The sequence below is a fragment of the Bacillus sp. RC251 genome, assembly GCF_044908765.1.
GTDB classification, from domain to species: Bacteria; Bacillota; Bacilli; order Bacillales; family Bacillaceae_G; genus Bacillus_A; species Bacillus_A wiedmannii.
The window spans coordinates 70,421-92,878 of sequence record NZ_JBIYDP010000005.1 but is presented as its reverse complement, the minus strand read 5'-3'; the positions used below and the strand labels follow the sequence as shown (position 1 = coordinate 92,878).

Sequence of the window (22,458 nt, the reverse complement as noted above, 5' to 3'; positions counted from 1 at the left end):
ATTAAAGATGTATTATACAGTATGAAAAGTGGCGTGTATAGTAAATCTGTTAAACCATTGTAATGGTGTGAAATTAGGAGAAGGAGTATGTTTCATGAAGGGTAACTAACTGTTACGATTTATTTAACCAATTATAACGAAAGTTAATTAAATATATCAGTAAGCCCTGCTAGTCAAGTGATTGGCTAGTAGTGAGGGTTAACTGCGGGCAATCCCTAAAGCTGATTGAGCTACAACGTGGCTAGAAATGGCGAGCGTGAATGTCGCGAAAGCAGAAAAAATCAATCAGATGGTGCAAGGTTAAATCCTAAACACTAGAACAATGGGTCTTCCGCCTCGAATCATCTAAGTCAAAATGGATAAGATGAACGTTCAACGACTATCTCGTATAACTGACGAGAGTACACCACAAGCCTATGGTGGTGGAAAAATCCTCTATCTCTAAGTAGATAAACATATAGTCTGCGCTCATGTGAAAACATGAGAAGTTCATAAGAGAACTGGCTAAGGAATTGCGCCCTTAGTTGAACGAGATACATTTAATTAAATCTATCAAACCTCATTGAACGTACCGAACATGTGTGCTATTGTAGGTTTAATGAGGTAAGAATAATAATGAAATTTTTACGAGTTAGTCAAGTATCGGAATTAACAGGTTTGTATCCTAGTAGTCTTAAGAGAATGCTGGTGGAACACGCTACTATTCAGAAGAACAAATCTTTCATTAAAGGAGTTACATTCTGATGATATTGGCGAAGAAAGTTAGATTGATTCCAACGCCTGAACAAGAAAAAGTGCTTAGAAACCATGCAGGTGCTGCAAGATTCGCTTATAACTATTGTAAAAGAATGAGTGATAGATACTATAAGCTATTTGGAAAATCTGTTTCACAGTTAGCTTTACAGAAACGATTTACAAAGATTAAGAAGCGAAAGAGATATGAGTGGTTAAAAGACATTAATGCACAAGTTCCCAAACAGGCTTCAAAAGATTTTGATAAGGCGAGAAAACATTCGTTCAAAAAGTACAAAAATGGTTATCACACTTCTTATAAATCCAAAAAAGATTTAATCCAAGGATTTTATGCCAATTATGAAAGGCTGATTATAGGAAAGAAAGTAGTTCATATTCAGTCTATTGGGGAAGTGAAAACAAGCCAACAACTACCAAGAAACAAAAAGCCATCCAATCCAAGAGTTACCTTTGATGGTCGTCACTGGTGGATTAGTGTAGGGTTCCAAGAAGATTTTGAATTCCAAGAACTAACCAATGAGTCGATTGGTGTGGATGTTGGGTTAAAAGAGCTGTTTGTAGCTTCTAATGGTATGAAAGAACGAAATATAAACAAAGATGCCAAGGTTAAAAAACTTTTGAAAAGGAAAAAGTCAGCGCAAAGAGATATGTCTAGGAGATTTAAAAAAGGTATGAAAATTCAATCTGCCGGATATGAAAAAGCGAAAGCTGAGCACCTGCGGTTATCTAGGAAAATTACGAATATCCGAAATAACCATATCCATCAAGCAACAGCTAAATTGGTGAAAACCAAACCAATGAGGATTGTTGTGGAAGACTTATCTATCTCAAACCTGTTAAAAAACAAAAAACTATCGAAAGCATTTTCATTTCAAAAATTACACTTCTTCTTTCAATGTTTATCATACAAGTGCGAGAAATATGGCATTGCGTATGTAAAAGCTGATAAATGGTTCGCCTCAAGCAAGATTTGCTCATGTTGTGGAGTAAAATACGACCATTCCGTTCAACCAGAAGGACAGTGGAGTTTAAAAATACGTGAGTGGCGTTGTGCTTCATGCAATAGCCATCATGATAGGGATGCAAATGCTTCGATAAATTTATCAAGATGGGTAAAATAAATGCTTGATAATAGGAGGTAACGATACTGCCTCGTGTGGAGTGTTATACCCCTCGTCCCTTCGGGGTTGCGAGAACACAATGAAGCACTAACTCGTGTAAATTTGATTGAATTGTATAGATTTAGTTAAGTTTATCGTATCGGAATTCAACTTATATTTAAAGATTGGAAAGCGATGTGGCACCATAAACATGGACGTATCGCTTTAATTTTTCTATTAATCGTTCCTTTAATTTATTCAGGATTCTTTTTAGCTGGATACTGGGATCCATATGGAAAATTAGATAAATTACCTGTTGCGATTGTAAATTTAGATAAGGGTGCTGCGATGGATGAAAAAACAATTCATGCAGGAGATGATTTTGTAAAAAATTTAAAAGAGAATAAGGAACTAGCTTTTCATTTCGTATCAGAAAAACATGCTGATGAAGGGTTAAAAGAAGATAAGTATTATATGGTTGTTACGATTCCAGAGGATTTCTCTCAAAAGGTAAGTACACTAATGGATGAGAAACCAGAGCCAGCACAGCTTCAGTACAAAGTAAATCCAGGTAAAAACTTTGTAGCAGCTCAAATTGGAACGACAGCTGTTGAAAATATGAAAACAAAAATTTCAAATAGTATTACGAAATCTTATACAGAAGGTGTCTTTTCAAAGTTTCAAGACTTAGCACAAGGATTGAGTGATGCAAGTAATGGGGCTGAGAAGTTACATGAAGGAACGACAGATGCAAGAAACGGAGCCAATCAGCTTGCAGATGGTATTCATCGTTTAAGTGACGGGACATCCAAAGTGAAAGAGGGAAGTGAAAAACTTGCTGCTAGCCAATCAGCCTTAACTGGCGGAGCAAACGAGCTAAGTCAAGGAGCAAACTCGCTTCATAGCGGGATGGAATTATTGGTGCAAGGTGAAAAAACTCTACAATCAGGGGTTAGTGAATTAAGTGCGGGTACAAATGAATGGGTGAACGGAAGTGAGAAACTTGCTGAAGGGCAAGTGAAAGCGGACAATGCAGCAAATAGTGTAAAGCAACAATTAGAAGAGTACGTGAAAAGTCATCCAGAAGTGCAACAAGATCCTGCTTTTCAAAAGATCATTGCTACTTCTAACGGATTAGCTAAAGCAGCAAACACTTTAAATAATAGCCAACAACAATTGACACAAGGTGCGAAGAAGCTTGCTGACGGTCAGAATAAGATTGAAGAAGGTATGAATACATTCGGAGTTAAGTTAAACGAAGCTACTGCTGGAACGAAAAAGATAGCAGATGGTGCTGCGAATGTAGCTGACGGATTTACGAAATGGGGAAATGGATTTACATCATTACAAGAAGGTGTAAATCACCTTGCGAGTGGCGGAACAGAGCTGAATCATGGTGCTGATAAATTAACGAACGGACTTGTTAAACTTGACGATGGTGCGAAAGAACTTTCTACGAAATTGGGAGAGGGTGCAGAGAAGATAGCGGATGTTCGCAATGATGATGCACGCAATACGATGTTCTCAGAGCCAGTTCAGTTAGTGAAGTCAACAGTTTCGGACGTACCTAACTACGGTTCAGGTATTGCGCCATATTTCTTATCCCTTGCATTTTATGTTGGCGGAATTATGGCATCGAATATTTTACCTCTTGGCCGTAGACAAAATATGAAGGTAAGCGGAACAGTACATTTTATTAATAAACTAGGATTGGTATATGTAATTGGACTTATTCAAGCATTACTTGTGGATGTGGCTGTGCTAGGAGTTATGAAATTAGAAGTTGCAAGTGTGCCACTCTTTGTTTTATCAAGTATTGTTATTTCCTTTACGTTCATGACATTTATTCTCATGTTAGTAACGGTATTTGGTCTTGTTGGAAAATTTTTAGCGGTAACGCTTCTCGTCCTGCAATTAGCGACGAGCGGGGGGACTTTCCCAGGAGAATTAAATATAGCTGTTCTTAGCAAAATTGGACAGTTTCTTCCAATGTCCCATTCTCTTAGAGGGCTACAAGATGTGATTTCTTTAGGAGATTGGTCGCAATTACAAATGCAAATTTTAATATTGTTATGCTATCTCGTTGTTGCCGGCGGAATTGCTTGGATCACGAGTCATATACAACATAGGGAAACAAATGCAGAACAAGTTTCTTAAAATGAAAGAAGCTATCCGAAAAAACGGATAGCTTCTTTTTTATTTGCGTTCCATTACCGCAAAGTAATTGTTTTCATTATCAGCAAAGTTGAATGCTCTACCAGTAGGTAAATCTACAACTTGTCCAACTGTAACGTTTTTCTCAGAAAGATCTTTATACAGTTGATCTAAGTTATTAGAGAAGAACATAAGTGAAGGTGTATTTAAGTTTAATTCAGGTTGCATCTTCGCAATTAACGCTTTATCGTGAAGGACGATGCTTGTGCCTCCTTCTTTCGTTGGTGCAATTTCAATCCAGCGAAAGCCTTGTCCGTTATTTTCTTCCGCAATAATTTGGAATCCTACTGTCTCAGTCCAAAATTGTACTGCTTCATCTTGATTATTTACATATAACATAATTTGTCCAATTTGATTAATCATAGGTGTGTCCTACTTTCTTTTCTTGTATGGAATTCTATTATATCAAAGATATGGTTTGAATACCTTTTCGTGATTTTTCCGAAGTACAATCTTAGCCCATTTCACATTTTTCGTAGGAGAAGGTCCTGTAATCCATGTATGAAATGGTAGTGTACTACAAATGACCATTGCTGAAATTGAGATTGTGGCCGTTATTGTAAATAATAATAGGCTATATAATATTGTGTTTTCTTGCAGTGTGAACAAAGAAAGGAATTTTGTACATAGTTGCAAGAAGAAAAAATGAGCTAAATAAGCACCATACGTGTAACTCCCAATAAATCGTAAAGCTTTATATAAGAAACCTCGTCGTTGTACGATTGTAATAGACAGCACGTAAAGTATAATAATTTCGCATACGATATATAAAAACATAGACGGTTTTAAATAAGTCGAAACGGTTAAATGAATAGAGTTTGCTCCGTAAAAACTAAATAACTCATAATTGATGAATAGAAATAAGACGAAAAATAACATTGTTATAAGCGGGATATGTTTCATGACAAATGTACGCCACGCTTTTAGTGCGACAGCAGCGATTCCTCCCATGACGAAATAGAATGAGTAGAAGAAGAAGGAACGATCTGTATAATGTAAAATGGTTGAGCTAGTCAATTTCTCTCCATTAAAAATGTAGTGGGAAGAATACCACATTAAGAGGAAATATAGACAAGCAAAGATGGTCATATATTTATATATGTCTTTTTTATTTTCTGTTCGTTTTTGAAACCAATAAAATAGTGTGCATAGCAAAGGGAACAATAAGTGAATTTGGAACATCATAATAACGTACCAAAGATGGGGCGCGGCTGTTCCGAGTAATAAACTTTTGATTCCGTTTTGTAGTGTAATCATATCGTTTGTTGTTAATAAGTAAAGCATAGACCAGAAGAAATAAGGAATGAGTAAATGTGCGGCTTTTTCATAAATATATTCTGTGTAGACCAGTTGCTTCGTATATTGCCGAATTAAGTGAAAGCCAACGATAAATATGAATGCAGGTGCCGAAAATTTTGCAAGGTTGAATAGCATGCCCATAATGAGGGATTGCTCAAGTGAAACATTTCCTTGATTCATTGTATATAATAAGGAACTTTGCAAAACGACAGCGAGGAATGCAATGCTTTGCAAAACTTTAAATTCTGGTGCGCTTTGAGTCATATTGTCCATCTCCTTTTCCATACATGATTATAGTACGGAGAATGGATAATGAGTGTGGAATATTTGTGAAGGTTTTAACAAATTTGTGGCGGAATGGATTATATCGACTTATCAACAAATAACAACAAAAGAGGATGCTCAAAATGAGCATCCTCTTTCTATTTATTAAGCAAATTTATTTTTGATCCAGTTCTTACCTTCTACAAGGCGAGCTGTCATTACGGCACAAGCGTTATCTGCTGTTACGTTTAACATCGTTGCAGGAGGATCAATGATTGTACTAATTGCTGCGATAATTGGCAATGCTTCTGGCGGGAAGCCGTATAGAGAAACGATTAACATTTCACCAATCATACCACCGCCTGGAATGGCGCCCATTACTGTTCCTACTAATAGAGAAACAACAAGTGCAATTGCTAATGTTTTCGGTCCTTCGAATTCCATGTTGAAAATACCGAATAAGAAAGCAATTTTTAATACGCCACCTAAAACAGATCCATCTTTATGAAGTGTAGATCCAAGAAGGACAACTGTTTCACGAACGTCAGAAGAGATACCCATTTTCTTCGTTGCTTCCAAGTTCGCTGGAATACTTGCGGCACTACTACAAGTTGCTAGTGATGTAACTGTAGGAGAGACCATGTTCTTCCAAAAGATTTGTACACCTTGTTTGCGACCGGCAAGGTATGCATAGAACGTGAAGAATACAAAGAAGTAAATGAGAGACGCTGGATAGTATACCATTGCTGCTCGGAAGTAAGTTCCAAGAAGTTGTGGTCCAAATTCACCAACTAATGCCGCGAAGTAAGCAGCAAGTCCGATTGGAGCGTAGTACATAATGAAAGATACAACTTTCATTGAAATTTCTGCACCAGCTTGTAAGAATGTAGCGAATGGCTTTCCTTTTTCACCAACTGCTGAAGTTGCAACCCCCATTAAAATAGAGAAGAAAATAAGAGCTAACATATTTTCACGAGATAGTAACTTCGAGAAGTCAGATACTGTTATAATACCAACAATTTGATCCGCAACACTAACCGCTTTTTCAGCCTTGTCAGGTTGTGTTAGTTCTAATACAACACCTTGTGCTGGTGGGAATACTTTCACGACAATAATCATAAAAATAGCAGCTAAAATACTTGTAAATAAGAAAGTCCCAGCCATACTCGACATAATTTTACCGAAACGTTTTAATCCATCCATATTAGCAATAGATGACGCGATGCTAAAGAACACTAAAGGTACAACAATCGTAAACATTAAGTTTAAGAAAATGTCACCAAGCGGCTTTAAAGCAACTGCATCGGCACCCATGAAATAACCAATGAAACCACCAATTAGGATAGAAGATAATAAAATAAGTGGAAAGCGATATGCCTTCATAAATATATCCTCCTATCAATTAAAAAAATCATACTGAATTATTATAGCGAGTTAGAGTCCTCTTTACTAGGAGAATAATGATAGATGGAATAGCGTGAAAACCGAGAAATTTTTGTTTTTAAGCTCGGCATACAGCAGGAAATCTAGACATATATATTTGTAACCTAGTGGTGGCAAAGGATGCACTGTAACTTAGGTTTGGAAAAAGGGGGAGGGAAAAGGGATGAATATTTTACTTTGCTGTGCAGCGGGAATGTCTTCCAGTTTGATTGTTACAAAAATGGAGAAAGCAGCAGAGGCAAAAGGGATAGAGGTAAAGATTTGGGCTGTATCAGGTTCTGAAGTCAATAGTCACATAGATGAAGCTGATGTACTTTTACTAGGACCGCAAGTACGTTATTTATTACCGAAAATGAAAGAATTATGTAAGGAGAAGGGAATACCTGTTGATGTCATTCAATCGGTCCATTACGGGCTTTGTAATGGAGAAGCTATCTTGCAAGCAGCTTTGTTAATGAAACCATGAGGAGTGTGGGATAGATGATACGGTTTTTAGAGAAATATGTAATGCCAGTAGCGGGGAAGGTTGCAGAACAGAGGCATTTGCTAGCAATTCGTGATGGACTTGTTTTGACGATGCCGTTCTTAATTATAGGATCATTTTTCCTCATCATTAGTGCTTTACCAATACCAGGTTATAATGATTTTATGGCAGGTTTGTTTGGGGAGAATTGGCAGAGGGCTTTAGGGTATCCAGTTAGTGCAACTTTTAATATAATGGCTTTAATAGCTGTTTTTGGAATCGCTTACAGACTTGGAGAATATTATAAAGTGGACGCTTTAGCATCCGGGGCATTGTCGCTTGTGACGTTTTTACTTGCGACGCCATTTCAAGTTGCATATATTATACCAAGTACAAAAGAGAGTGTACTTGTAGAAGGTGCTATCCCAGCTGCGTTAATGGGAAGCCAAGGGTTATTTGTAGCAATGATTATTGCACTTATATCTACTGAACTTTATCGGTTTATTGTACAAAAAAAGATAATTATAAAGATGCCAGAGACAGTTCCGCCAGCTGTGACACGTTCATTTGCCGCGCTTGTTCCAGGATTTATTGTTGTAACGGTTATTTGGATTTTACGCTTAATTATAGAAAATACTTCTTTTGGCAGTATCCATAATATTGTGGGGCAAATTTTACAGGAACCACTTAGTGTACTTGGTGCTAGTCTTTGGGGCGCAATAATAGCTGTTATTCTCGTTCATGTTCTTTGGTCATGTGGAATTCATGGAGCTACTATTGTTGGTGGTGTAATGAGTCCGGTTTGGTTGTCGTTAATGGATCAAAACCGAGTTGCTTACCAAGCAGGGCAAGATATACCAAATACGATTACTGCACAGTTTTTTGATTTATGGATTTATATGGGCGGATCTGGTGCGACACTTGCTTTAGTTATTGGAATGTTATTGTTTGCACGAAGTCAGCAATTAAAAAGTTTAAGTAGATTGTCAATTGCCCCTGGTATATTTAATATTAATGAGATGGTAACTTTTGGTATGCCGATTGTCATGAACCCAATTTTACTAATTCCATTTATATTGGTTCCGGTTGTGTTAACGATTGTTTCTTACTTTGCGATGGAATGGGGGTTAGTTGCCCGTCCGAGCGGAGCTGCTGTACCTTGGACGACACCGATTCTTTTTAGTGGATATTTAGGATCGGGCGGGAAAATTTCAGGTGTTGTGTTACAACTTGTTAATTTTGCGCTTGCATTCTTCATTTATTTACCGTTCTTAAAAATATGGGATAAACAAAAGTTGGCGGAAGAAAAGGGGGAGTAAAGAACTAAAATGGATACGATAGAAACGAAGGCTTTTCATTTAATTTTGCATGGGGGAAATGCACGAAGTTGTTCAATGGAAGCAATTGATTGCGCAAAGCGTGGAGAATTTACAGAAGCAGAAGCGAAATTACAAGAAGCGTTAGAGGAATTAAAAGAGGCGCACCGTGTACAAACGGAGCTCATACAGAAAGAAGCTGGTGGCGAAAAGACCGAAGTCACCCTTCTGATGGTGCACGCGCAAGATCATTTAATGAATGCAATAACGGTGAAGGAATTAGCGAGTGAATTTGTAGAATTATATAGGAAGATGTCGATGTCTGAATGAACCTTGCGTATGCAAGGTTTTTTTATGTATGTGTCTGTACCATCAGTGGAGTGTTCGTTCCACTGATGGTATTTATAATCCTCATTTTTACAAATGAGTAAGAGTGATATTTAATCGGTAGGAACAATCTCCCCTATACCACGGATTAGCTTTTTTATATGCATCTCATTTGGTTTTAATATACTTACGATATAATCAATCGCTATTTGCGGTTCAACGGTCGTACCACACGTATAACAGTCAATGGCTGCAAAGTTTTTTTCTGGATAAGTGTGAATAGAAAGGTGGCTTTCAGATAGTAAAACTAAAACAGTAACGCCATGCGGATCGAATTCTTTTGTACTTACGTTTAAAACATGGGCACCAGAGCGATCAGCAGCGGTAACTAAATGATATTCTAAAAAGTGAACATCATCTAATAAAGAAAAGTCCACTCCCCATAAATCTACTATTATATGCTTACCGAAAGTAGAGTATTCCATAAGGTAGCACTCCTCACTATAATATCGTCAAAACTCCATTTCTTTTTTGTAACATTGATGTAGGATAAGGTTTGATTCTGAGTTTAAAAGAGCGAGATTACGTTGTTCTAAATGTTCTTCTTGAAATTGAAACAAAGGAGCAAGAAGAGAAGGTAATGTTCGGGGAGTTGGCACAACATATAATTGTTCAATTTGATCGAGTACATAGGCAGAGTTAGCAGCAATATGAAATCCCCAGTCAGTTCCGAAAGAAGGAACGATTGTATGATAACTTTTCACAGTCAATCCAGCATGTTCGATTGTGTTACCGATGCTCCAATATACAAGAGGTGCATCAGCAGGTGAATTAGATTGGCAGACGAATGCTCCATCTTCTGTTAAAAATGTAGCTATCCGAGCAAAAAGTTCGCTTGTATATAAAGTACTTAAAACTTCTGTTGCTGGATCAGGAAAATCAATAATAATTACATCGTATAGAGGGGAAGAAGAATTTAGAAATTCTTTTGCATCGCATACGTGTACATTTACACGACTATCAAAAAATGCACTTTGATTTAAAGAAACTATTTCCGGAACATTACGTGCCATATTAATCATCGCCTCGTCTAAATCAACAAGATCTACATGTAGCACAGTTTCATATTTTAAAACTTCTCGCAGGGCAAGACCATCGCCACCACCTAATATAAGAACACGTTTTGGATCAATTACCTTTGACATAATTGGATGAACAAGTGCTTCATGATAAATTTGCTCATCGACGGAACTAAATTGTAATTGCTTGTCCAAATATAAACGGACATCACTTACTTGTAACAAAGTAATATTTTGATAATTACTTTGTTTTGCAAATAAATTTGTATGCTCACCAGCTTGTATTTCTTTAAGAGAAATTTCATCCCATATATCTAAGCTGTGTGAATTTGTGGGTACTATGATTACATTTTCCGATTGTTCTTGTTTGTTCTGCTTATCCTGTTTATCTTGCTTGTCCTGTTTATTTTCCATTTCCTGTTGTTCTAGTTCAAATTTATCAGAGTCTAATTCAGAGCGCTTGTCTTTTTTATAGCTTGTTATTCTATAAATCTTTATTTTGTTCTTTTTTCTATGTTTTGGCATAGGAATCCCCTTTCGAATTGTGTTATTTTATTCTATTCTATGTAATTTAGTAGAGTTGGCTTGGACAATAGATAGAAGAGTGTATTGAAGAGAGGTTTATTTTTACTAGATTTTCACGCGCAAAAAATTTTTTTAGTGTATTTTTTGTTTTAAATACAACTAGACAACTAAACACTAATCTATTTTCATACAGTTATGTGTTAAAAGCTTGTTGTTTTATAACACACTGTGTGTTTTTTTGGTGACACACTAATTGAAAGCGTTAACACACAAAGAAAACAGTCGAAAAAGTGCTGATTTTAGTGGTTTTAAAAAAGTTGGCACGATAATTGCATTAATAAATAGCGTAAAGAAAAATAAATAAACATAAATTTTTTATACTACACAAGGGGGATTTTCAAATGAATATTTTATTATGTTGCTCAGCAGGGATGTCTACAAGTTTACTAGTTACAAAAATGGAAGCGGCTGCAAAAGCTCGCGGTCTAGAAGGAAAGATTTGGGCTGTATCTGGGGATGCAGTAAAAACAAATATCGATCAAGCAGATGTATTATTACTAGGACCACAAGTTCGTTACATGCTTTCTTCAATGAAAACGCTTGCTGATGAGAGAAACGTTGGAATCGACGTTATCAATCCAATGCACTACGGCATGATGAATGGAGAAGCAGTTTTAGATCACGCGTTAACACTTAAAAAATAATTAGGGGGGAAGCGAAATGCAAAAGTTTATTGCATTCATGGAGAAATATATTGTTCCTGTCGCTGGTAAAATCGGATCGCAACGTCACTTAGCTGCGATCCGTGACGGATTTATTGCAGTTATGCCACTTATCTTAGTTGGTGCATTGGCATCACTAATTAATGGTTTTCCGTCTGAAGCTTTCCAAGAGTTCATGAAAGGTTTGTTTGGTGAAACGTGGAAACAAGTTGGCGGTGGAATGTGGACTGGTTCTTTCGCAATTCTAGCACTGATCATAGCATTTACAACAAGTTATAACTTAGCAAAATCTTACGGCGTTGATGGTTTGTCAGCAGGTATTATTTCATTTGGTGCGTTAATTATTCTTACGCCAACAACACCGAAAGAAGGCGGATTGAACTTAGCTTGGACAGGTGCACAAGGGTTATTCGTAGCAATTATCGTGGCACTCCTTGTTACTGAAGTATTCCGTTTCTTTGTACAAAGAAACATTACTTTAAAAATGCCTGATGGAGTACCACCAGCAGTTTTAAGATCTTTCGCAGCTATAGTTCCAGCATTTGTTATCTTAACAGTAGTTGCAGGTATTCAATTAGCGGTGAAATTAGCTGGTACAAGTGTTCATGAATTTATCTTTAATACGATTCAATCACCACTGCAAAGTTTAGCAGGGACATTACCAAGTGCAATTGTCATTGTACTCCTTGTTCATCTTCTTTGGTTCTTCGGTTTACATGGGCCAAATATCGTTGGTGGTATTATTGAGCCATTATACTTACCGGCATTAGAGAAAAATATGAAGTTATTCCAAGGTGGTACATCTGCATTTGATGTTCCAAACATTGTTACAAAACCATTCTTTGATACTTTTGTATATCTTGGTGGTTCTGGTGCAACATTAGCGTTCTTAGTGGTCGTATTACTTGTAGCAAAAAGTGCACAATTACGCGGTGTCTCTCGCTTATCAATTGGACCAGGTGCATTCAATATTAACGAACCAGTAATCTTTGGTACACCAATTATTTTAAATCCAATTTTATTCTTACCGTTTATCATAACACCAATTGTATTAGTAATTACTTCTTATACAGCTATATCTATTGGTTGGGTACCAAAAACAGTTGTGATGATTCCATGGGCAACACCACCAATTATTAGTGGTTATCTTGTAACAGGTGGACATCTTTCAGGTGCACTTCTACAGTTATTCAACTTTGTAATTGCGATGGCAATCTACTATCCATTCGTAGTATTATGCGACCGTTCTGTTGTTCGTACTGAAAAAGCAGCAGCACAAGGAAATAACAACTCTGTACCTATGTAACATAGTAATTGTTCTCACAGATAACATTATCTGTGAGAACAATTACCTTTATATCATGTTCAAAAAGATGAGATCCATCTACAAGAACACCAAACTATCATTCATAAAATAATAATTTAATAGAAATGTTCAAACTGAAGGGGTATTTAAATCGGTTGAACCAAAATAGAGAGGGCGGTAATTATGATGACTACAGCAGAACAAATTCCATTCCAATTAATTTTAAATAGTGGTAATGCACGAAGCTTTGCAATGGAGGCACTTCAATTTGCCAAACAGGGGAAAATGGCAGAGGCTGATGAAGCGATGGTAAAGGCGAAAGAAGCGATTAATGAAGCGCATCATTTCCAAACAGAGCTCATACAATCAGAAGCAAGAGGAGAAAAAACAGAGATTAGTGTTCTTTTAATTCATGCACAAGATCATTTAATGAATGCGATTACAGTAAAAGAATTAGCAGCAGAATTTATTGATCTTTATAAAAAGTTAGAAGCGAAAGGGGAATAAAGCATGACTGGAATTAAAATTGCTACAATCGGCGGTGGATCTAGTTATACACCAGAATTAATTGAAGGATTTATTAAACGTTATGATGAGCTTCCTGTTCGTGAAATTTGGTTAGTAGATATTGAGGCAGGAAAAGAAAAGTTAGAAATCGTTGGTAACTTAGCGAAGCGTATGGTGAAAAAATCTGGTTTACCAATCGAGGTACATTTAACACTGGATCGTCGTGAAGCATTAAAAGGTGCTGACTTCGTAACAACGCAGCTTCGCGTAGGTTTATTAGAAGCTCGTGCAAAAGATGAAGCAATCCCGTTAAAATATGATGTAATCGGTCAGGAAACGAATGGTCCTGGTGGTTTATTCAAAGCATTGAGAACGATTCCTGTTATTTTAGATATTTGTAAGGATATGGAGGAGCTTTGTCCGAATGCATGGCTAATTAACTTCGCGAACCCAGCAGGTATGGTAACAGAAGCTGTCCTTCGTTATACAAATATTCAAAGAGTAGTTGGTCTATGTAACGTTCCAATCGGAATCCGCATGGGTCTTGCAAGATTACTTGAAGTAGATGCAAGTCGTGTCCACGTTGATTTTGCAGGTTTAAATCATATGGTATACGGACTAGATGTATACTTGGATGGCGTAAGTGTAATGGATCGTGTATTAGAGCTTGTAACAGATCCAGAAAAGCAAATTACGATGGAAAATATTGCAGCGCTTAACTGGGAGCCAGACTTTATTCGCGGCCTTCGTGCAATTCCATGTCCATACCATCGTTATTACTACAAAACACGTGAAATGTTAGAAGAAGAGAAAGAAGCTTCAGTTGAAAAAGGTACACGTGCAGAAGTAGTAAAACAATTAGAAGATGATTTATTCGAGTTGTATAAAGACCCGAACTTAGATATTAAACCACCACAATTAGAAAAACGTGGCGGCGCTTATTATAGTGACGCAGCATGTAGCTTAATTACGTCTATTTACAATAATAAAGGTGATATCCAGCCTGTTAATACACGAAACAATGGAACAATTGCAAGCTTACCACATGATTCGGCTGTTGAAGTGAACTGTATTATTACGAAAGAAGGTCCAAAACCAATTGCAGTTGGAGACCTTCCCGTACCAGTTCGCGGTTTAGTACAGCAAATTAAATCATTTGAGCGCACAACAATTGAAGCTGCTGTTACAGGGGATTATCATAAAGCGCTGCTTGCTATGACAATTAATCCACTTGTACCATCAGATAAAGTTGCAAAACAAATTTTAGATGAAATGTTGGAAGCACATAAAGAATATCTTCCACAGTTCTTCAAAAAGGTAGAGAAATAAAGCGGCGCTATTCAGCCCGCTTTTTATTTTATTAGGAGGTATTACGATGATTAAGTTAATTGTAAATGCAGATGATTTCGGTCTTACAGAAGGTACAAATTACGGCATTATTGATGGACATATAAATGGACTGGTAAATTCAACGACGATGATGATGAATATGCCAGGAACAGAGCATGCGGTGCGCTTAGCAAAAGAGTATAACCTACTCGGAGTAGGCGTACATCTCGTATTAACGGCAGGAGAACCACTTCTTGGAGACGTACCATCACTCGTAAGTAGCGATGGAGTGTTTCATAAACAAAGTGTCGTATGGGAAGGGAAGGTAAATCCGGAAGAAGTCGAGCGAGAATGGACTGCTCAAATTGAGAAGTTCTTATCTTACGGATTAACACCAACTCATTTAGATAGTCATCATCATGTGCACGGATTACCGATTTTGCACGATGTTCTTGAGAGATTAGCAACTAAATATAATGTTCCGATTCGTCGTTGTGAGAAAGAGCGAGCAGTGCGCCCGTTTTCTGACGTGTTTTACAGTGATTTTTATGCGGATGGTGTGACGGAAGATTACTTTGTGAGGTTAAAAGAAAGAGTACAAGGTGAACAAACGGTAGAAATTATGGTTCATCCAGCGTATATTGACCCAGAGCTTGTGAAGCGTTCTTCTTACGTAATGGATCGTGTGAAAGAATTGCGTATTTTAACAGAGAGCGAGTTGCCTGAAGGAATAGAACTTGTGAAGTTTTAATAGAAAAACGACGGCTACATAATGCCGTCGTTTTTTTATTTACAAAATGGATAGAACATATCCACCACAGGCCCCGATTATAACGATAACCCAAGGTGGTGTTTTCCAAAAAGCGAGCAAGCAAAATAGAAGAGATGCAAAAACAAAATCTATAGCGTTCATAATTGTGCTCGTCCAAATAGGATCATAAAAAGCTGCTAATAAAATACCGACAACAGCTGCATTGATTCCAAGTAGTGCGCCTTGTATGTAAGATATTTTTCTCACACTGTCCCAAAATGGTAAAACACCAATAACGAGCAAGAAAGCAGGAAGAAAGATCGCAATTGTTGCGAGTATTGCCCCAAGCGTCCCGTTTAACACAGCTCCTATATAAGAAGCGAATGTAAATAGTGGACCTGGTACGGCTTGTGTTAATCCGTATCCAGTTAGGAACTGTTCTTTCGTCATCATTCCGTTTTGTACGAACTCACCTTCAAGAAGGGGTAGCACGACGTGTCCGCCTCCAAATACAAGTGCGCCAGAGCGATAGAAACTATCAAATAAAGCGATGTAATATGAGAACGGTCTTAATATTGGTAGCAACAGTAATAGTCCGAAGAATAAGATGAGACAAGAAACTGCTATCGTTTTTGAAATAGGTACTTTTATATGTTGAGATTGACTAATTGGTTGGTTGCGATATAAAAACCAGCCGATAAAGCCAGATACTATAATGAGAATGACTTGTGTCCAGCTACTTGGCCATAATAAGGCGATTGCGGCAGTTACGATAGCAATCGTCGCACGATTTCGGTCTGGCGTTAATTTTTGCGCCATTCCCCATATGGCATGAGCAACAATGGCGACTGCTACAAGCTTTAGTCCATGAATCCAGCCAGCACTTCCAAGGTTGAACTGATTAAGGAACGAGGCGAAGAAAACTAAAACAAGCACAGACGGTAGAGTGAATCCAATCCATGAAATAATAGCTCCTAATACCCCGCCTCTTAATAATCCAACCCCCATACCGACTTGACTGCTAGCAGGACCAGGAAGGAATTGGCATAGTGCTACTAAATCTCCATAGCTTCGTTCATCCATCCATTTTCTTTTTTGTATGTATTCGTGGTGGAAATAGCCAAGATGGGCGACAGGACCACCAAATGAAGTAAGTCCTAATTTAAATGAGACGAGAAAAATCTCTAATAATGTGTGAAAAGTGTATTTGTTATTTTCCAAAATGACCTCCTAGAATGTTTTTCTAAGTGCATTATACAAGAGATAGTAAAGCGAAAGGAACGATTCTAATGTAAAGATTGTGTGAATCTTTTCTTCGTAATTAAAACTTGAAAAAGTCATAAATGATTATGTATAAACCATAAAGTAGTAGAAGTAGTGCTGGGAAATTTATATAAGGAGAATGCCCGTATGACAACACATTTCTTTGCGAGGTTAACAGGGAAGAGGGAACTACCTCCTGTAAATACAGAAGCTTATGGTGTAACAGAGTTTATATTTAGTGATGATTTAAAGAAATTACAATATCGGATCATATTGAAAAACATCGAAAAAGTTACATCATGCCAAATTCATTTAGGAAAAGCGGATCAAATTGGTCCAGTGGTTTTAAATTTGTTTGGCCCAATAAAGCAAGGTATTAGTGTAAATGAAGGAGTCGTGACCGGTGTAGTCAATGTGGAGGATTTTGAAGGGCCTTTACAGGGGAGAGCGTTTGATAACCTACTTCAAGAAATCATTCAGGCAAATGTATATGTAAATGTTTATACGAAGTCGAATAAGAAGGGCGAAATCAGGGGGAGAATCAGAAAAGTAAAGAAGTAGAAAAAAGGCTGTCCATTTTGGAACAGCCTTTTTTTCTATAAGGTGCAAATTTTAGCGGTTATTGTCGGTAAATTGATATATTGTGAAAATCGCTAATATAATTCGTGTTACGGTCGATATATTTAAAACACTGCTTCAATTAATTTTTTACAGGCTGATTTTTAATGAAGAAGTCCATGATATAAAACACTTCATCATCAGGTATTTGTATTTCAAATGTATTTTCAATTGGTTGTAATGCTTTTTTTACTTTCATATACATCCAGTACTCATCTTGTCTTCGTTTCTCTTTATCTGGATGAGGGAGGAGGCTTTCTCCTTTTTGAAGACGGTCAACCATACAGCTCATATGCAGAATCACACCCATTAAGCTGTCAGGAGTTAGCTGTAAGGAAATTAATTCTTGAATTGTATTTAATGCGTAACGAATTGTTTTAATAAGTAATGCTCCGTCGTTCCGCTGCATTTGTTGTTCCAGAATATCAGCCATTTTTGCATATGTTTCTTCATACGTAATTAATTCTTGAATCGGCTGAATCGCTGTGTAGTTTACAATGTCTTGGAAATGGTATGTTAAGCATGGCACCTGCACATCGAAATTTGTGACGATACAAATGATATTCCGCTCTTTTTTTATGTTCTCAATCATTTTCGTTAAATCTTTTTCATGGACGATACTAATCGGAATAATTTCAATTAAGTCTTTGTCAAATCGCAAATAGTTCTCTAACATTTTTTGAATAGCTAAAGCACTGCCTTCCCCAGTTAAACAAGCTGTTAAAATAACAGACTTCATTGGTGATAGTGGCTTTTTCTTTTCTTCTTGTACGTTTAAGTAAAACGGTGTTAAGTTCTTCACTGTCTCATACAATGCATCTAACGAGTAGCCAAGTTGAGCTTTTCGAGCTGCTTCTAGTGCATGTGGAGTGCTTGTCATGGAAAGAACACGTACCGGAATTTTGAACTCAGTTTCTAATATATCACCAATATAAGCGAGTGAGCCCATATCGACGAGTAAGAGAAGTCCATTTACATTTTGGAGTGTTTTCATATACACTTTCACACGCTCTAAGAAATCTTTCGGCGATTCATGTAACGGCATATCGATACCGGTTACTTCCTCAATGCCGAGCAGTTCGTTTGCGACGTTTGCCATTTCTGTTGCGATGCCGTTGCCGTGCGCTAATATTAATACTTTTACTTCTGTTTGTGAGGCAGGAATTGGATCAACAACGAAGAACATTGTTAAAAATCCTGCTTCATCAATAGGCATTGTTATTTGTAATTCGTCCTCCAGTAGTTGAATGCATTGCATAGCTACGGAAAAAGCGTCTTTATATTTCGTACGAATTTGATTTAGTTGTGGGTGATGAATTTGTTTCCCAGCTTGCAAACGTTGTAGAGTTGTCTGTACATGTAAGCTTAAAGCGAGAAATACTTTTTCATCAAACGTCTTAGATAAATGCTTTTCAGCAAGTTCCGCAATTCTTTCACATACGGAAACGATATTACGATCCACAATTTTAAAAACATTTTCATGACTTGTTTTTTTAGAAATTTGGTTAAAATATTGTACGAAAAAGCTTTGAATATCATTTTCTATTAGTAATTCTAATTCGTCTTCTTCAATACCGCGAGCTTGAAGTTCTTCGTATTTATAATCAATATAATCGTAAATAGAAGACCGTTTTTCATTCTCAATTTTATGATTACTCCAACCTTCATCACCTGTAAATATAAATGTTTCATTTGGTATTTGGTATAGATGACGGCTCTTTCTTTCAATGAATAACCCTTCTTTCATATACCAAGGTAAATCTGTACTTGAAACATAGACAGAGTCACGTTTCTTTGTCACAAGGTCAGAATAGGCTTTCGCACAGGCAATTTGTACATCCGTTTTTAATTGCCCGATGTTATTGGGACAATTGTAAAAGACGAAAGCGCGCATTGTATTCGGACTAACGTGAATTTCTTTTCGCAGACGGATTGCTTCATTTGTGAAAAATAGTTGCAGTAAAGCAAATCGTTCTTTATGTGTACGCTCACGAAGTGGTGGCAGCGTAACAGTCATTGGTATACGTCTTGTAAATGTTTTTAATAAAAATGAATTTGGTTCTTCTGTTGTTGCAGTAATGATTAATACTTGTGCTTTACGCTCGTTTTCTGTTTCTCCAAGGCGGCGGTATACCCCGCGGTCAATAAAGGTGAAAAGCATTTCTTGTCCCTCTGGAGGAAGGCGATGTACTTCATCTAAGAAAAGGATCCCTTCATGTGCTTTTTCAATTAACCCTTTTTGATCACTTGCCCCTGTATAAGCTCCTTTTTTAATCCCAAATAACTGCCCCAGTAGTAGCTGTGGATTATTTGCGTAATCGGCACAGTTAAAGACGATAAATGGTGCATTTTTAGGAAGCTGTTCAACTTCAATTGCATATTCGTGCATTAAAGAAGCGAACATAGATTTTCCGACCCCTGTTTCTCCTAGCAGTAAAGTATGCATACCGTTTGGAGGATAGAGAATAGAAGCTTTCGCTTTTTCGATTGCGATTTTAAGGCTTGTATTTTCAATTGCAAATGTATCTAATGAAGTCATTTCCTTTGAATGCGTTTCCAACGAAGCGTTCGTTTCTATATAAAAACGAACAGGACGCGTATTTGTTTTTAATAAACGTTTATCTTTTACAAGTTTGTTTAAGTCGCTACTTACATTGGCACGATCTAGTTGCAACAAGGTAGCGAGTTCTGATGCGGTTACACCTTCTATATAATTGCCTTCTTGTATTGCGTTAAAAATGAGATCTATTCGTTTCATTTCTATTCACCTCGAAACTTCATCACTATTTAAAATTTTACACAAAAATGGGAAGGGTGGGAAGAGAAAAATAAAACAGCTTTAGCATATAGGCACTAAAGCTGTTACAATCTTGTGTCTTTCCAAAAGTTCACTTCGAGATGAGAAGATGGATTATAGGGAAGAAGTTTGTATCCTTGTGACTGTAAGTAATCAATTACTTTAGGCAGTATTTGTACGGTTACACTCGAATCATGCATTAAAATCACTTCGACTTGTTCATCACTCTGATTACGTACTCTTTCTAGTATGGCAGAAGGATTGTCATAGCTTTTCCAGTCATATGTATCGATTGTCCAATCCCACATTTTATACTGGGCGGATACAAGTGCATCACGGTAATTCTTTTTTAAGTAAGGCATGCTACCATACGGGACACGAACGAGATGTGTATTTAATTTTGTAACTTGCTGAACAATATTTTGTGTTTGTTCCATTTCTGTAATTAAAGCGGATGGATCACCAGTGTAAAGGCGTTTTACATCGTGTGACATACTGTGAAGTCCGATATAATGCCCCTCTTTAATTAATCGTTGCATTGTTTTTTTATAATGTGGTACTTTTCCGCCAATAACAAAGAAAGTTGCTTTTCCGTTCTTTTCCTTTAAGATGTTTAAAATTTGCGTAGTATATTTGTTTGGTCCGTCATCAAATGTTAAGTACGCGATTTTTTGGATAGGAGAGGTAGTTTCAGTATTTGGATGATGTTCAGCAGGGGGCATTGTAGTTGCTCCTGCATGAGATGACACGTACATAGTAATTGTTAAAAATAAAATAACGTATTGAAATACTCGCTTGATCATAACATTCACCCTCAGTTTGACAATCAAGATGTAAAAAAGAAAATATAATCCTTTTCTTATTATGTATATCTTTCTCCAATAGTGGAGCTCTCAAACAATCTATATTTTGGAAATATAAAATGATGAATAAAAAATAGCATCCTCTTATAAGAAAGAGGATGCTATTTGAATATTTCATAATTGTAAAGTCTATACTACAATTAGTCTTCTCTTTTTTTAACCTTTTTATAGAAGGAAATAATTGGTTTGTAACGGTCGTGTACAAGACCGATTACTTCAGCGACTATTTCAGTAATGAAAATTAAAGCAAACAGAAGAATCATTGATATCCATAGCGTCGCTTTAGTGAAAAAAATAGCATTTACACTAAAAAAAATACCAAATGCATAAATGATGAGCACCGTCGTACGATGAGAGAATCCCATTGCTAGGAGACGGTGATGTAAATGAGATTTATCTGGTGCTGAAATTGGTTTTTTATTTACAATACGACGAATAATCGCAAAAGTTGTATCAAATATAGGTACACCTAAAATGATAATTGGAACAAGGAAACTAAATAGCGTTACACTTTTGTATAATCCCAATAAAGATAGGATGGAAATACAATAACCTAAAAATAGGGCGCCGGTATCTCCCATGAAAATCTTTGCTGGATGGAAATTATAGAATAAAAATCCAAGCGTACTTGCAAGTGCGATAAGTGCTAATGGCAAGATAATAACTGCACCAGTACCCATAGGGCTGGTGAGGGCCATGTAAGCCAATGTTGCTAGAACGATTGATGAAATTCCAGCGGATAATCCATCTAAACCATCAATTAAGTTGATGGCATTTGTAATGCCTACAATCCAAAAAACTGTAATTGGATATGCGAGCCATCCAAGTTCAGTATCCCCGATAATTGGTATATATAGTACCTGTACTAATAATCCACTTTTTACAATTAATATAGCAACTAATAGCTGGCCACCAAATTTTACTTTTGCTGATAATTCATACATATCATCTAAAATCCCAATGATAATGATGATGATAGCGCCTAAGCTTATTGATAACATTCTTTGTTCGTATAACCCACCAACAACAAAACCTACAGCTACACCGATAAAAATTGCTAATCCGCCAAGACGGGGCATGATTTTTTGGTGTACTTTACGCGCGTTTGGTTTATCTGTTGCTCCTATCTTAAATGCTAATTTAATAACGAAAGGAGTAACGCCGAGTACAGTGATAAAGGATGCCAAAATGGCATAAATCACTTGTGAGTCCATTAATACCCCACCTTTTATATTTAAACGTAATTTTTAGATGTTTTTTCTGAAAATTTCGATGATTATTTACAGGCTCATAACATATGGTATCACAAAAAGATTAGAATTCAATCTTTTTTTCTTTGTACGGCAAATGGAAGCAGATAGAATATATGACAATTGTATAAAGAATGTTGAATCGTTTGAGAAGGTTAATCGTATTGTACTTTAGAATATGACATTTTATCTGTTTCTTCGATAATGAATATTTTTATTTCAGTATTATAAGTATTACACGTAGAAATGAGTAAATTCCATGTTAAAAT

At 36.7% G+C, this 22,458-nt stretch carries 20 protein-coding genes; 11 read left to right on the top strand and 9 right to left on the bottom strand.

The features are described from left to right. Positions 1-743 precede the first annotated feature (743 nt). Both ABH961_RS18340 and ABH961_RS18335 read left to right on the top strand, forming a co-directional pair. Entirely contained in the window at positions 744-1,874 is a 1,131-nt protein-coding gene (locus ABH961_RS18340) for an RNA-guided endonuclease InsQ/TnpB family protein (protein WP_404519755.1), read from the top strand. Positions 1,875-2,048: 174 nt separating this feature from the next. Further along, complete coding sequence (locus ABH961_RS18335) at positions 2,049-4,010, top strand: YhgE/Pip domain-containing protein (RefSeq protein WP_098847214.1); 1,962 nt, start codon at positions 2,049-2,051, stop codon at positions 4,008-4,010. A gap of 39 nt (positions 4,011-4,049) precedes the next feature. On the opposite strand, the gene ABH961_RS18330 is transcribed toward ABH961_RS18335, so the two are convergent. From ABH961_RS18330 to ABH961_RS18320, 3 genes are all read right to left on the bottom strand, one after another. After that, positions 4,050-4,430 carry a VOC family protein gene (locus ABH961_RS18330; protein WP_046960095.1) on the bottom strand — a complete coding sequence of 127 codons (381 nt, stop codon included), beginning with the start codon at positions 4,428-4,430 and terminating at the stop codon, positions 4,050-4,052. Positions 4,431-4,472: 42 nt separating this feature from the next. Next, positions 4,473-5,630, bottom strand: coding sequence for an acyltransferase (locus ABH961_RS18325; RefSeq protein WP_098078607.1), 1,158 nt, complete (start codon positions 5,628-5,630; stop codon positions 4,473-4,475). Positions 5,631-5,795: 165 nt separating this feature from the next. Further along, positions 5,796-7,013, bottom strand: a complete 1,218-nt coding sequence (locus ABH961_RS18320) for a dicarboxylate/amino acid:cation symporter (protein WP_048563422.1) — start codon at positions 7,011-7,013, stop codon at positions 5,796-5,798. A 223-nt stretch (positions 7,014-7,236) separates the two neighbouring features. On the opposite strand from ABH961_RS18320, the gene ABH961_RS18315 reads away from it, so the two are divergent. Genes ABH961_RS18315 through ABH961_RS18305 form a run of 3 tightly spaced genes read left to right on the top strand, consistent with a single transcriptional unit; the run spans position 7,237 to position 9,182 of the window. After that, complete coding sequence (locus ABH961_RS18315) at positions 7,237-7,539, top strand: PTS sugar transporter subunit IIB (protein ID WP_048542554.1); 303 nt, start codon at positions 7,237-7,239, stop codon at positions 7,537-7,539. Positions 7,540-7,553: 14 nt separating this feature from the next. Continuing rightward, the gene (gene celB, locus ABH961_RS18310) at positions 7,554-8,855 is read left to right on the top strand and encodes a PTS cellobiose transporter subunit IIC (RefSeq protein ID WP_098078604.1); all 1,302 of its coding nucleotides are present in this window, start codon (positions 7,554-7,556) and stop codon (positions 8,853-8,855) included. 9 nt (positions 8,856-8,864) lie between these two features. Next, positions 8,865-9,182 (top strand): PTS sugar transporter subunit IIA, encoded by a 318-nt coding sequence (locus tag ABH961_RS18305; RefSeq protein ID WP_087983153.1) that lies wholly within the window; start codon positions 8,865-8,867, stop codon positions 9,180-9,182. 110 nt (positions 9,183-9,292) lie between these two features. Here the strand turns inward: ABH961_RS18305 and speD are convergent, their stop codons facing one another. Next, complete coding sequence (speD, locus tag ABH961_RS18300; protein ID WP_098078601.1) at positions 9,293-9,664, bottom strand: adenosylmethionine decarboxylase; 372 nt, start codon at positions 9,662-9,664, stop codon at positions 9,293-9,295. 27 nt (positions 9,665-9,691) lie between these two features. Next, positions 9,692-10,783 carry a polyamine aminopropyltransferase gene (locus ABH961_RS18295; RefSeq protein ID WP_098078600.1) on the bottom strand — a complete coding sequence of 364 codons (1,092 nt, stop codon included), beginning with the start codon at positions 10,781-10,783 and terminating at the stop codon, positions 9,692-9,694. Between the two features lie 401 nt (positions 10,784-11,184). Here ABH961_RS18295 and ABH961_RS18290 point away from each other — a divergent pair, with 401 nt between their 5' ends. The 5 genes from ABH961_RS18290 (at position 11,185) to chbG (ending at position 15,398) form a co-directional block, all read left to right on the top strand. Continuing rightward, complete coding sequence (locus tag ABH961_RS18290; RefSeq protein WP_001023569.1) at positions 11,185-11,487, top strand: PTS sugar transporter subunit IIB; 303 nt, start codon at positions 11,185-11,187, stop codon at positions 11,485-11,487. A gap of 16 nt (positions 11,488-11,503) precedes the next feature. Next, entirely contained in the window at positions 11,504-12,811 is a 1,308-nt protein-coding gene (gene celB, locus ABH961_RS18285; protein WP_048542544.1) for a PTS cellobiose transporter subunit IIC, read from the top strand. Positions 12,812-12,994: 183 nt separating this feature from the next. Then, positions 12,995-13,318 (top strand): PTS lactose/cellobiose transporter subunit IIA, encoded by a 324-nt coding sequence (locus ABH961_RS18280; RefSeq protein WP_000989050.1) that lies wholly within the window; start codon positions 12,995-12,997, stop codon positions 13,316-13,318. A gap of 3 nt (positions 13,319-13,321) precedes the next feature. Continuing rightward, positions 13,322-14,647, top strand: coding sequence for a 6-phospho-beta-glucosidase (gene celF, locus ABH961_RS18275; protein WP_000145768.1), 1,326 nt, complete (start codon positions 13,322-13,324; stop codon positions 14,645-14,647). A 46-nt stretch (positions 14,648-14,693) separates the two neighbouring features. Beyond that, on the top strand, positions 14,694-15,398 hold the full coding sequence (gene chbG / locus ABH961_RS18270; RefSeq protein WP_098643083.1) for a chitin disaccharide deacetylase: 705 nt from the start codon (positions 14,694-14,696) through the stop codon (positions 15,396-15,398). A 39-nt stretch (positions 15,399-15,437) separates the two neighbouring features. Here chbG and ABH961_RS18265 read toward each other — a convergent pair whose 3' ends face one another. Next, a complete protein-coding gene (locus ABH961_RS18265; RefSeq protein ID WP_098643082.1) occupies positions 15,438-16,619 on the bottom strand; it encodes a chromate transporter in 1,182 nt (393 codons plus the stop codon). Positions 16,620-16,808: 189 nt separating this feature from the next. On the opposite strand from ABH961_RS18265, the gene exsM reads away from it, so the two are divergent. Then, positions 16,809-17,222: an exosporium regulatory protein ExsM gene (gene exsM, locus ABH961_RS18260; RefSeq protein WP_098047291.1), complete on the top strand. Its 414-nt coding sequence runs from the start codon at positions 16,809-16,811 to the stop codon at positions 17,220-17,222. 139 nt (positions 17,223-17,361) lie between these two features. On the opposite strand, the gene ABH961_RS18255 is transcribed toward exsM, so the two are convergent. The 3 genes from ABH961_RS18255 to ABH961_RS18245 form a co-directional block, all read right to left on the bottom strand. After that, the gene (locus tag ABH961_RS18255; protein WP_098047292.1) at positions 17,362-20,037 is read right to left on the bottom strand and encodes a sigma-54-dependent transcriptional regulator; all 2,676 of its coding nucleotides are present in this window, start codon (positions 20,035-20,037) and stop codon (positions 17,362-17,364) included. Between the two features lie 104 nt (positions 20,038-20,141). Continuing rightward, a complete protein-coding gene (locus ABH961_RS18250; protein ID WP_098047293.1) occupies positions 20,142-20,879 on the bottom strand; it encodes a polysaccharide deacetylase family protein in 738 nt (245 codons plus the stop codon). A 200-nt stretch (positions 20,880-21,079) separates the two neighbouring features. Next, positions 21,080-22,153, bottom strand: a complete 1,074-nt coding sequence (locus tag ABH961_RS18245) for a glycosyltransferase family 4 protein (protein WP_048542533.1) — start codon at positions 22,151-22,153, stop codon at positions 21,080-21,082. Positions 22,154-22,458 lie beyond the last annotated feature (305 nt).

Bases quoted from the DNA above. Each gene is read 5' to 3' on its own strand.
- celB (WP_048542544.1), top strand. From the start codon at position 11,504: ATGCAAAAGTTTATTGCATTCATGGAGAAATATATTGTTCCTGTCGCT.
- ABH961_RS18280 (WP_000989050.1), top strand. From the start codon at position 12,995: ATGATGACTACAGCAGAACAAATTCCATTCCAATTAATTTTAAATAGT.
- ABH961_RS18290 (WP_001023569.1), top strand. From the start codon at position 11,185: ATGAATATTTTATTATGTTGCTCAGCAGGGATGTCTACAAGTTTACTA.
- celF (WP_000145768.1), top strand. From the start codon at position 13,322: ATGACTGGAATTAAAATTGCTACAATCGGCGGTGGATCTAGTTATACA.
- ABH961_RS18255 (WP_098047292.1), bottom strand. From the start codon at position 20,037: ATGAAACGAATAGATCTCATTTTTAACGCAATACAAGAAGGCAATTAT.
- ABH961_RS18295 (WP_098078600.1), bottom strand. From the start codon at position 10,783: ATGCCAAAACATAGAAAAAAGAACAAAATAAAGATTTATAGAATAACA.
- ABH961_RS18325 (WP_098078607.1), bottom strand. From the start codon at position 5,630: ATGACTCAAAGCGCACCAGAATTTAAAGTTTTGCAAAGCATTGCATTC.
- ABH961_RS18245 (WP_048542533.1), bottom strand. From the start codon at position 22,153: ATGGACTCACAAGTGATTTATGCCATTTTGGCATCCTTTATCACTGTA.
- ABH961_RS18305 (WP_087983153.1), top strand. From the start codon at position 8,865: ATGGATACGATAGAAACGAAGGCTTTTCATTTAATTTTGCATGGGGGA.
- ABH961_RS18330 (WP_046960095.1), bottom strand. From the start codon at position 4,430: ATGATTAATCAAATTGGACAAATTATGTTATATGTAAATAATCAAGAT.
- ABH961_RS18250 (WP_098047293.1), bottom strand. From the start codon at position 20,879: ATGATCAAGCGAGTATTTCAATACGTTATTTTATTTTTAACAATTACT.
- ABH961_RS18315 (WP_048542554.1), top strand. From the start codon at position 7,237: ATGAATATTTTACTTTGCTGTGCAGCGGGAATGTCTTCCAGTTTGATT.
- ABH961_RS18320 (WP_048563422.1), bottom strand. From the start codon at position 7,013: ATGAAGGCATATCGCTTTCCACTTATTTTATTATCTTCTATCCTAATT.
- exsM (WP_098047291.1), top strand. From the start codon at position 16,809: ATGACAACACATTTCTTTGCGAGGTTAACAGGGAAGAGGGAACTACCT.
- ABH961_RS18335 (WP_098847214.1), top strand. From the start codon at position 2,049: ATGTGGCACCATAAACATGGACGTATCGCTTTAATTTTTCTATTAATC.
- ABH961_RS18340 (WP_404519755.1), top strand. From the start codon at position 744: ATGATATTGGCGAAGAAAGTTAGATTGATTCCAACGCCTGAACAAGAA.
- celB (WP_098078604.1), top strand. From the start codon at position 7,554: ATGATACGGTTTTTAGAGAAATATGTAATGCCAGTAGCGGGGAAGGTT.
- chbG (WP_098643083.1), top strand. From the start codon at position 14,694: ATGATTAAGTTAATTGTAAATGCAGATGATTTCGGTCTTACAGAAGGT.
- speD (WP_098078601.1), bottom strand. From the start codon at position 9,664: ATGGAATACTCTACTTTCGGTAAGCATATAATAGTAGATTTATGGGGA.